9 protein-coding genes are annotated in these 10526 nt (G+C 44.7%); 7 read left to right on the forward strand and 2 right to left on the reverse strand.

Annotation, left to right across the window (positions count from 1 at the left end):
- Positions 1–18: 18 nt before the first annotated feature.
- The 5 genes from H2C83_RS12060 to H2C83_RS12080 are packed head-to-tail and all read left to right on the forward strand — an operon-like array spanning position 19 to position 6153.
- Entirely contained in the window at positions 19–1335 is a 1317-nt protein-coding gene (locus tag H2C83_RS12060; RefSeq protein WP_181741052.1) for a nucleotide sugar dehydrogenase, read from the forward strand.
- Positions 1336–1350: 15 nt separating this feature from the next.
- Positions 1351–2100, forward strand: coding sequence for an acyltransferase (locus tag H2C83_RS12065; RefSeq protein ID WP_181741055.1), 750 nt, complete (start codon positions 1351–1353; stop codon positions 2098–2100).
- Between the two features lie 30 nt (positions 2101–2130).
- The gene (locus tag H2C83_RS12070; RefSeq protein ID WP_181741057.1) at positions 2131–3606 is read left to right on the forward strand and encodes an MATE family efflux transporter; all 1476 of its coding nucleotides are present in this window, start codon (positions 2131–2133) and stop codon (positions 3604–3606) included.
- Between the two features lie 6 nt (positions 3607–3612).
- On the forward strand, positions 3613–5019 hold the full coding sequence (locus H2C83_RS12075) for an O-antigen ligase family protein (RefSeq protein WP_181741059.1): 1407 nt from the start codon (positions 3613–3615) through the stop codon (positions 5017–5019).
- A gap of 27 nt (positions 5020–5046) precedes the next feature.
- Positions 5047–6153 carry a glycosyltransferase family 4 protein gene (locus tag H2C83_RS12080; protein WP_181741061.1) on the forward strand — a complete coding sequence of 369 codons (1107 nt, stop codon included), beginning with the start codon at positions 5047–5049 and terminating at the stop codon, positions 6151–6153.
- A gap of 47 nt (positions 6154–6200) precedes the next feature.
- Here H2C83_RS12080 and H2C83_RS12085 read toward each other — a convergent pair whose 3' ends face one another.
- Complete coding sequence (locus H2C83_RS12085; RefSeq protein WP_181741063.1) at positions 6201–7118, reverse strand: LCP family glycopolymer transferase; 918 nt, start codon at positions 7116–7118, stop codon at positions 6201–6203.
- 365 nt (positions 7119–7483) lie between these two features.
- Between H2C83_RS12085 and H2C83_RS12090 the strand changes: the two genes are divergently transcribed.
- Both H2C83_RS12090 and H2C83_RS12095 read left to right on the forward strand, forming a co-directional pair.
- Positions 7484–8422 (forward strand): NAD-dependent epimerase/dehydratase family protein, encoded by a 939-nt coding sequence (locus H2C83_RS12090; RefSeq protein ID WP_181741065.1) that lies wholly within the window; start codon positions 7484–7486, stop codon positions 8420–8422.
- 228 nt (positions 8423–8650) lie between these two features.
- Positions 8651–9286, forward strand: a complete 636-nt coding sequence (locus H2C83_RS12095; RefSeq protein ID WP_181741067.1) for a sugar transferase — start codon at positions 8651–8653, stop codon at positions 9284–9286.
- Between the two features lie 403 nt (positions 9287–9689).
- Here H2C83_RS12095 and H2C83_RS12100 read toward each other — a convergent pair whose 3' ends face one another.
- Complete coding sequence (locus tag H2C83_RS12100; protein WP_181741069.1) at positions 9690–10325, reverse strand: YigZ family protein; 636 nt, start codon at positions 10323–10325, stop codon at positions 9690–9692.
- Positions 10326–10526 lie beyond the last annotated feature (201 nt).

The raw sequence follows: 10526 nt of genomic DNA on the forward strand, positions 1-10526 counted from the left end.
TGAAAGAAGGTAAAACCTGTGAGCGGAAAAACCTTACTGCAAAAAATTGAAGAAAAAACGGCAGTCATTGGTGTTGTCGGCTTGGGATATGTCGGCTTGCCACTGGCTGTGGAAAAAGCCAAAGCAGGTTTTAAAGTCATTGGTTTTGACATTTTGCAAAATCGGGTTGATCAGGTGAATCATGGCATAAATTACATCGGGGATGTTGTCGACAAAGAACTGAAACAAATTGTCGGAGACGGCCATTTGACCGCCACAACGGACTATTCGAGAATCTCGGAGGTAGATGCGGTTGCCATTTGTGTGCCGACACCGCTTGATCGATATCAGCAACCCAATGTAACCTATGTGGAATCTTCTGCCAGAAGCATCTCGAAATACTTGCATCCGGGAATGCTGGTTGTTCTGGAAAGTACCACCTATCCGGGAACTACCGAAGAGGTTGTCCAGCCGATTCTGGAGGAAACCGGGTTGAAAGTGGGAGTTGATTTTTATCTTGCCTATTCACCGGAACGTGTCGATCCCGGCAACAAGGTATTCAAGACCAAAAACACCCCCAAAGTGGTTGGCGGCGTAACGGAAAATTGCACCAAGATGGCCGGTGCGTTGTACCGGGCTGTTCTGGATGGGGAAGTTCATTTGGTATCAAGTCCGAAAGTGGCGGAAATGGAGAAAATCCTGGAAAACACCTTCCGCAACATCAATATCGCATTGGTAAACGAGATGGCCATTCTGTGCAATAAAATGGGAATTGATATCTGGGAAGTGATCAATGCAGCCAAAACCAAGCCGTATGGTTACATGGCCTTTTATCCCGGCCCCGGACTGGGAGGGCACTGTATTCCGATCGATCCTTTCTACCTGACATGGAAAGCGCGTGAATACCATTACCATACCCGTCTGATCGAAGTAGCCGGGGAAATCAACAATGAAATGCCCGATTTCGTGGTTGACCGTTGCATGAAAATCCTTAACCGATATGGCAAAGCGTTAAATGGGGCTAAAGTAGCTGTGCTGGGAGCGGCTTACAAGAAAGATATTGACGATTATCGGGAATCTCCCGTCATCCAGATCGTGGAGTTGCTCGAGAAATATCGTGCTGACTTTGTTGTGGTTGACCCTTATGTGAAATCATTCAAGGCTGCGGGAAAAGAGATTGAAACGGTTGAAAATGTCACTCCGGAAATGCTGGAATCTGTAGACCTTGTGTTGATTACAACGGATCACAGCGCTTTTGATTATGAACTGATTGCCGAAAAAGCAAAAGTTGTTTTTGATACGCGCAATGCTTTAAGTGGCGTACAGGAAATCAAGGCGGATTACGAAAAATTATAAGAGGGCGGGTTTTCCATGAAACAACATTTTGTACATGATTCGGTCAAGATGGGAACAAATGTCTCCATCGGCCATTTTTCCGTTATTGAAGAAGGAGTTGTCCTTGGCGATAATGTGACTGTTGGCAACAATGTTACCATTCATGCAGGAACCGTGATCGGTTCTGACGTATTTGTTTCGGACAATTGTGTGTTGGGACGCTGGCCGCGTCCGGCCAAATCTTCAACCGTAAAGGTGGATGCAAGCCTCCCTGCCCTGGAAATTGGCGACGGAACCACCATCGGAGCGGGTACGGTCCTGTATCGGGGAAGTCGGTTTGGAAAAGAAGTGATGATCGGTGACCAGGCATCTGTGCGTGAAAAGTGCGTCATTGGCGACCGGGTGGTGATTGGCCGCGGCGTCGCGGTGGAGAACCAGGTGGAAATCGGATCTTTTACAAAGATTCAGACCAATGCCTATATTACAGCATATACAACTCTCGAGGACCATGTATTTATTGCGCCGACCGTAACAACAACCAATGACAACTTTATGGGACGAACCAGGGAACGCTTTAAATATGTGTGTGGACCGGTTGTAAAAAGAGGAGCGCGTGTAGGAGGAGGTTCCATCCTCCTTCCGGGAGTTACCGTGGCAGAAGAAAGCTTCATTGCAGCAGGCGCTTTGGTCAACAAGGATACAGAGACGGGAAAAGTGTATGTGGGAGTTCCGGCGCGTGTCTTGCGCGAAGTGCCTGAACGTGAAAAATTGGAGAATCAGGAGTGACACCGAATCAGGTAGAGGTGTTGTTTTAACATGAAACAATATATTAAACGGCTTTTTTCAGATTCTGCCGCATTTGCAATTGCGACGATGGGGAACAAGGTGGTTGCGGCCATGCTTGGCCCCATCTACGTCGCTTTTTTGACCGGAGAAGGAGAAATCGCCGAATGGGGACTCACAAATACGATCACGCTGATCTTGACCTATTTGAGTATTTTGGGGACCGATATGGCGATGGCTTTTTATTTTTATGATGCCAAAAACCTGACTGAAAGGCGCGTCTATTTTACGAACGCTGTCGTGTACAGTGCCGGAGCCTGTCTTGTTTTTACAATTTTTGCTTTCCTGTTCGGGGCTCCATTATCTGAATGGATTTATGACAGTCCGCGGAATTATGCCAACTTGTTACCCGTTGCATTTTTGGCAACTTTTGGAGCGGTGATCATTCAGCACATTCTGGGATATGCCAGGTATAACCGTCAGGTCTGGATGTTTAATATATTCAGCATGGCCTATGTGATTGGCTCCAATCTGTTGAGTGTCATGTTTGTTGTTGTTTATGATATGCGTGTAATGGGGATATTTTATGGACAATTGATCGGCCAATTGACAGTTGCGCTGATTCTGATTATTCTATTTCGCAAGGAATTTGTTTTTCGGTTTTCACGCAAACATCTGACTGATTTGATTCAATATGGGGCACCTTTATTGCCGACATTGTTGGCTTTTTGGGTTATGACTTCTGTATCCCGTCCCATTCTGTACCATATCGATTCCCTGCTCAGTGCCGATATTTTTGAAACTTGCGTACGGCTTGCAAGCATCATTGTTTTGGTAACCTCTCCATTTCAATTGGCATGGCGTCCGTTTTCCATGTCCATTAAGGAACGGGAAGACGCTCCGCAACTGTTCGGTTTGGTTGGGCGGGCCCTGCTTGTGGTCGGAACGCTCATTGTGATGATTCTGGCATTTTTCATGAAGCCTATCTACAATCTGTATATTATTGGACGGAATGACCAGTCGCTGGCATCGGGGTATATTTATGTATGGGCATTATCCCTTGGAACATTGTTTAATGTATTGCATAATGTTTTCGGGGTCGGTTTGTTGATCAAGAAGAAGACCAAAGTGATTTCATACGGGTTTATGATAGCAGCGGTCATTTACCTGGCCGGAAATTTGCTCCTTGTACCTGTTTTCAGTATTTGGGGAACAGTGACAATGACCGTTTTGGCATACTTGTTTGTAATTGTCTGGGTCTATCTTAAAAATCAGAAAGTATATCCGATTGATTTCCGCTTTCGTTCAATCATGATGTATTTGGCTGTCTTTTTTATTGCAATGATTGGTGTAACCTGGGTGCAATGGCATGAGATTGACAGTGCCTGGATTTATTACCTGCTAGCTTTCGGAGTGACAACGGGATCAGTGTTCGCAACGGGACTGTTTTCCGTCTCTTCGCTGAATCGGATCAGTCACTTGTTACCCAAACCAGGAGGAAAAGGGTGAGAGTTGGTGAGCGAACTGTTGTTTTCTAAGCAGAAGCGTTTGGATAATTTGTTTTACCTCATGATAGCTTTTGCTCTTTTGGGGCCCACTTTGGGCGTACCTATATCAGACAATTTTAATTTGACTTTTTTTCGCGTTGCTTTTCTGTTGCTGGCAGCAGGAATAGCAATCCGGTTTGCTTCTGAAAAAAATCTGGAAACATTCCATATGTATCCTGTACGGTGGTATGGCGCATTCTTTCTGTTCTGGTTTGCCTACGGAGTAATCGCCTTGTCGTGGTCAGCCAGCCTTTCCAAAGGTGTTGTTTACCTCTTCAAACTGGGAATGATGCTGCCTCTTGCACTTTCATTTCCATTTTTCCTGAAATCGGAAGAGAAATTTTGGAAAACACAGCGGCTCTTGTTTTGGGTTTTTTCCGGAATCATCCTGTTTGCCGTCTTTGAATCAATTACCTTGATTCATTTGCCCAGTTCAAGCGTATTCGGCAATCTGTCGGCAACCGTTACCTCGTTTTTCCATAACCAGAATGACCTGGCTACCTGTGTGACCCTGGGGCTTCCGTTCCTGGCCAGTTCCTTGTATATGTTAAAACTGGAGCGGAAACACAAATGGTTTATCTATATCATCGGGATTCTGGCAATCTATACCCTCCTGGCAACCGGATCGCGCAGCAACACGTTTTTTGCCTTGCCATTGGCTTCATTGCCGCTGATCGTACTGCTTCCCAAAGTGGTGGACCGCAGCAAATTGACTGGGAAAAACATATTTAAAGGGATTATTGCCGTTTTGGTGGCTTTTATACTGGCCAATAGCCTGAGTATGGTTTTCCTGAATGATGAAGCAAGAGAACAGGCAAAAGGAAAATTGTCGAGCACTTTTGGCTTTTTGATGGATATCCAGAAAGGTTCCTGGAACGTGAATGAGGGAGATGATGAAATCATTGAAGGGGATACCGGTCAAAGTGCTACGGTACGCAAATACCTGATTTTAAACGGGCTTTATTTCCTTCATAAAAGCCATTATATAGGCGTAGGCCCCGGAAATGTTGAAGTTTACATGGAAGACGCGCCCAAAGTAAACAAAATCAATATGCACAACTGGTGGGGCGAGGTTCTGGTCAATTTTGGCATCATTATCTTTATCTTTTACATGTCCCTTTACTTTTGGATGCTTTGGCGGTTATGGAGGTTGCTTGACCTCAAAAAGTCCCCGCAGGTAAGTCCATTGATTCGTTGGGGTTCGTATGCAGCCCTGAGCTGTTTGACAGGTTATTTCTTTGGCGGAATGGCGCCGAGTACCGCAATCCATTATACCCCGATGTGGATCTGTTACGGGATCGGACTTGCCGTAATTGCAATCGGGGAAAATCAGAAAAAACAGCACTCTGCACTGAATGAAGAGACGGCTTCTTAGGGAGTGTGAGGAAAGGAGAAGCTGGTGGTGTCTGCAAAAGTAATGATTTTCAGTTCCGTTCACCCTTATGATGATTCGCGGATTTTTCACAAACAAGCTAAATCATTGGCCAGGAATGGATATCGGGTTGAACTCCATGCCATTGCCGACTTTGATGAAAAAGTGGAAGATGGTGTAAAAATTGTTGGTGTCCGGCGTGTAAACAAGAAATGGAAGCGACTGAAGATTGGTTGGGAACTTTATCGGCGTGCCTTAAGGAGTGGTGCCGATCTCTTTCATTTTCACGATCCGGAATTGTTGCCATGGGGAGTACTGCTGGCGTGGCGAACTGGTTGTCCGGTCATCTATGATTCACATGAGGATTTACCCAAGCAGATTCAGACAAAACCATGGATTCCCGGGAAACTCAGGTGTCCATTATCCAGGTTTGTGCAAGTGGTGGAAAAGGGTTTGGCACGCCGCTTGGCGGCTGTAATTACAGCGACGGAATCGATTCGGAATCAGTTCAAAAAAGTGAAGAGAGTGAAGGTCATCAAAAATTATCCTTTGTCCATGCCTGAGATTGACAGGAAAGATGATGGAATTACCCGGATTTTGTACGTGGGAGGCGTTTCCTATTTACGCGGTTATCGGGAAATGATTGAAATGATGGATTATCTGCCGGAAGCCTTGCAGGCAGAACTCCACATAATTGGTCCCTTGCAGCATATAGCACCTGAAGACCAAAACCGGACCGAACTGGAACAGAAACGAATCTGTCTGCATGGACGCATTCCTTTTGCCGAAGTGCAGAAATGGCTGGCAAAAGGGAAAGTGGGCCTGGTTTGTCTCCATCCAATTGAGAATTACCGTGAGTCGCTGCCCATTAAAATGTTTGAATACATGGCGGCCGGTTTGCCTATGGTGGTTACCGATTTCCCTCTTTGGAAGGAAATTGTCGAATCGAGCAACTGCGGTTTGGTGGCCGATGCTCTGAATCCGAAAGATATGGCACAAAAAGTGGAGCAAATCCTGAGTGATGAAAATCTGCGGAGAAAAATGGGCGCAGATGCGAGAAAAGCCCATGAGGAACGTTATAACTGGCATGTTGAGGAGAAAAAATTGCTCTCATTGTATAAGGAATTACTGGACTGATCGAAGAACCCTAAACCATATATGGCTCATGGCTTAGGGCTCTTTTTTTATTTGAGTGATTGACCGGGTGATTGGTAATCCAGCTGATCGGCAAGAATGCTTCGCACGCGCGCAACTTCTTCCGGAGATATCCTGAAATAGTAAACGCCGCCAATTCTTGCGTCTTTCCCTTTAAAGCTGACTGTTTCGATGTTTTTGCGCGGCAGGTTGGAATATGCATTTTGCAGCTGTAACAGCTGGAACGGGGCGATATCGGTTTTCACATTGTTACCCAGTTCATCCATGACATCATCCAGCTTGGTAAGGGTTGTCCAGTCGGTTCCCTTGCGGATGATGGCCCGAATCACTTCCTGCTGCCGTTTGATCCGGCCAAAATCGCCAGTCGGATCTTCCTTTCTCATACGGGCAAATGCAAGGGTCTGATCGCCGTCTAGATGCATGTGCCCTTTTTCAAAAGTGTACCCTCCATAGGAGAAGTCAAATGGAATCTCGACATCGATCCCGTCCAGCTCATCAACAATTTTTTTGAGGCCCTGCATATTGATCTGTATATATCCATCAATGGGCAGATCCAGAAAATGCTCCACCGTTTTGCGTGTCAAATCGACACCGCCATAGGCATAACTGTGGTTAATCTTGTCTTTTCCTTCTCTGCCGGGAATTTGAACGCGTGTGTCGCGCGGAATATTGGTTAACACAACATCCTGTTCGTGTGGATTAATGGCGGCAATCATGATGGTATCTGAACGCCCCCGGTCTCCTTCACGTTCATCCACCCCCAACAACAGAATGGCAACCGGGTCTTTGTGAATTGTTACAGCGGTATCCCGCTTGTCTGATTTTGTTTGGGTTGGAGGGACATAAGACCGGTTTGCTGCTGACCAGATTTGATATCCGAAATAGACAACTGCTAAAACCAGAATCAGGATCGAAAATGATAACAAACGCAGGATCCATTTTTTCATTTTCTGAAACCCTCACAGATGTTTTTAATTTTATTTATTATATTATTTTTCATTATAATACGCAATTGCACTCCAGGTTATCCCAATTATTGGTATGATTCCACGATTTTCTGTTTTCCATGAAAACGGGATGCGATTCCAAAGTTAATAACAGTTCCCGAAAAAGACCGGGTTGTTTAAAGAATTTTTGCCAAATCATAATAAAATTATATAAATATAATTTGTTTTTAACAGGGATTTGGCGATAAATTGTTGACATACCGTTCACGACTAATCTCTTTGCTTTGCCCTGTTGTAATTGGTAAGATAAACAGGAATGTATAACCCGTGCAAACCTGAGAATTCTCGAGAGAGGAGTCTGTTCAATGAAAATAATCGTAACAGGTGGGGCTGGCTTTATTGGTTCCCATATTGTAGACCTGCTGGCAGAACGGGGAGACCAGGTGGTTGTAATCGACAATCTCTCATCAGGAAAAAAAGAACAGGTTCATCCTGATGCCAGACTGGTTCAAATGGATATCACTGATCCCGGACTGGTTGATTTATTTGAAAAGGAAAAGCCGGAAGCGCTCATTCACCAGGCTGCCCAAATTCATGTGAATACCTCTGTGGAAAATCCGATTCTGGATGCAAACATCAATATTGTGGGCTCGGTCAATATCCTGGAAGCTTGCCGCAAAACCGGCGTCAGGAAAATTGTTTATGCTTCATCGGCAGCGGTGTACGGAAATCCTGATTATCTCCCGCTTGATGAGAAGCATCCGGTCGCTCCGCTTTCCGGATACGGAATTTCAAAGCATACGGTGGAACATTATCTGGAAGTTTACTCCCGTTTATATGGGTTGAACTATACGGTCCTTCGTTATGCCAATGTATACGGACTGCGGCAGGACCCGCGAGGTGAAGGAGGGGTAGTTTCCATTTTGGTGGACAAATACCTCAATCGCGAACCGTTTACCGTATTTGGAGATGGAGAACAGACCCGGGACTACATTTATGTTGAAGATGTGGCAAAAGCCAATTTGGCTGCGCTCACGGCGGGGGACGGGGAAATACTGAATATTGGTACCGGAGTCCGGACTTCGCTCAATCAGGTATTGGAGTTGTTTGATGAAATCGCTTCTTACCAGAATAATAAATTGACGGGACCCGACCGGCCTGGAGATATCAAACACAGTTATTTTGACAATCAGAAAGCCTGTTCAACCTTGAACTGGCAGCCAGAATACACTTTGAAGGAAGGGCTCAGCAAAACCTACGAATATTATCAGAACAAATATCGTAAAATAGACAAAAAAATGTAGAAAATAAGCCCAGGCATGCAATGACAATGTGTTTTTGCCCACAGAATCCAGGCCGGGTTTGCTTTTTTAACAAAATACCTATTGTCATCCAGCTGTTTCTAAAGTATACTGGTTTACAGTAACCAGTTTGAAACATTAATGTAATGTTACTGTTATTTTTGTAAACTTAATTGAACTTACACATGCGCAAAATGGATTCTGATTATACACAGCAGGAGTGGATAGCGGATGCGTTCCAAATTAACCTACGAGAGCAGCTCGGGCGTTTTGTCTGGACGGACTTATTCCTTTTATCCGTTTTTCAAGCGGAGTTTTGAAATTGTTTTTTCCATTGCGTTACTGCTCTTTACCCTGCCTGTACTCGTTCTTACCATGATCGCAATCAAACTGGAATCCCCTGGATCCGTTTTTTATAAACAGGAACGAGTAGGCCTGAATGGGAAAAAATTTAATATCATCAAGTTGCGTTCGATGCGTTCAGATGCCGAGAAAAATGGACCCCAATGGGCTTCAAGAAATGACCCGCGTGTCACTCGAGTAGGTAAATTTATCCGGAAAACGCGGATTGATGAGCTGCCACAATTGATCAATATTTTGCGGGGTGACATGAGTTTGATTGGCCCTCGGCCGGAACGTCCTGTCTTTACAGAGCAATTTGATAAGGAGATCCCCGGTTTCAAAAAACGTCTGCTGGTCAAACCAGGACTTACGGGCTGGGCTCAGGTCAATGGTGGTTATGAAGCAACACCTGCTGAAAAGTTTGAGATGGATATGTATTATATCCAAAATCAGTCGTTTAAAATTGACATGCAAATATTGCTTCGTACGGTTTGGGTAGTTGTATCTGGAAACGGAGCTCGTTAAAAATAAAATGGATGCCATTTGAATTATGGCATCTCTTATTTATGGAAAGCGTCAATTGTCGTCGGACTCACGCATTTATTCATCATTCAGGTGCGCTGATGTTACCGGCAAAATTAAAAAATGATTCTCAGGCAAAGATACAATAAGAACCATAACGGCACGCTTAAACAAGAAGCATTAATTACACCAATCCAAAAAGACTTGCCTGCTACCATGTACTCCATGTTGCGCACCTCCAGAACGTTTATTGTACTTTTATTATACGCCATTCGTTCCCGGGATAGTTGGAAGTAGCCGCTTTGTTAACGAAATGTAAACTCGGAGTAACAGTTGATACGATAGTGCAAACAGACCCCATCATCCCCTTCATCAGACAAAAAAGAGCGGGATCATGGGATCTTTTTTATGTTTCAACAGGAAGTTGCTTGAATTCCTGTTTTCCGAGACTTATTTCAGTTTGTCCGTTAGTCCGGTTTTTTGCTTGCTGGATAAAGTGTTCTTCCTGTCCAACCGGAAGCCATACAGCCCAGGTGACTACATCCGAAAATTTCGGAGGCTCAAGCAGGCAGTTCCCGCGGTTAAACTCATACTCCATTTTTCCCATAAAACTGTAATCAAAAGTGAAAATGATCTGCTGATGCAATTGGCATTTGATGATTCCGGCTGCTTCGATCGCTCTTGAAGCCCCGTGGCTGTATGCCCGTACCAGCCCGCCAGCTCCCAGTTTTATGCCGCCAAAATAACGGGTGATGACAATGGCTGTCTGCTGCAATTGTTTGGCCTGGATCACTTCCAGAATCGGACGTCCTGCTGTACCGGCCGGTTCTCCGTCATCAGAGAACTTCTGGATGTTTTCCGAAACCAGATAAGCATAGCAGTTATGAGTGGCGTCCCAATGCTGCTTGCTGACGGCATGGATAAATTGTTGCGCTTCTTTTTCCGAAGTGACATGTTTTGCCCTGCAGATAAATCGTGATTTCTGAATCGTGATTTCTGTTTCTCCCTGAGAGCCAATGGTTAAATACTGTTCTTGTGTCATCTCGCTTCACCTTCTTCTCTCTATCTTAATGAAAATAAGGCGGAAAGACCAGAATAAGTACAAATGTATTGAATAAAATAAAAGTGACGAGGCTGTTGACAAAAGAAGGTCAACAGCCTTTTTTTGTTGAATTGAAACAAAAAAGCATTCCGAAGGAAGGTTTCACTATGTTCAGAACCAACACATCCAGAGAATTTCAAC

Source organism: Thermoactinomyces mirandus (genome assembly GCF_013868055.1).
Classification (GTDB): domain Bacteria; phylum Bacillota; class Bacilli; order Thermoactinomycetales; family Thermoactinomycetaceae; genus Thermoactinomyces; species Thermoactinomyces mirandus.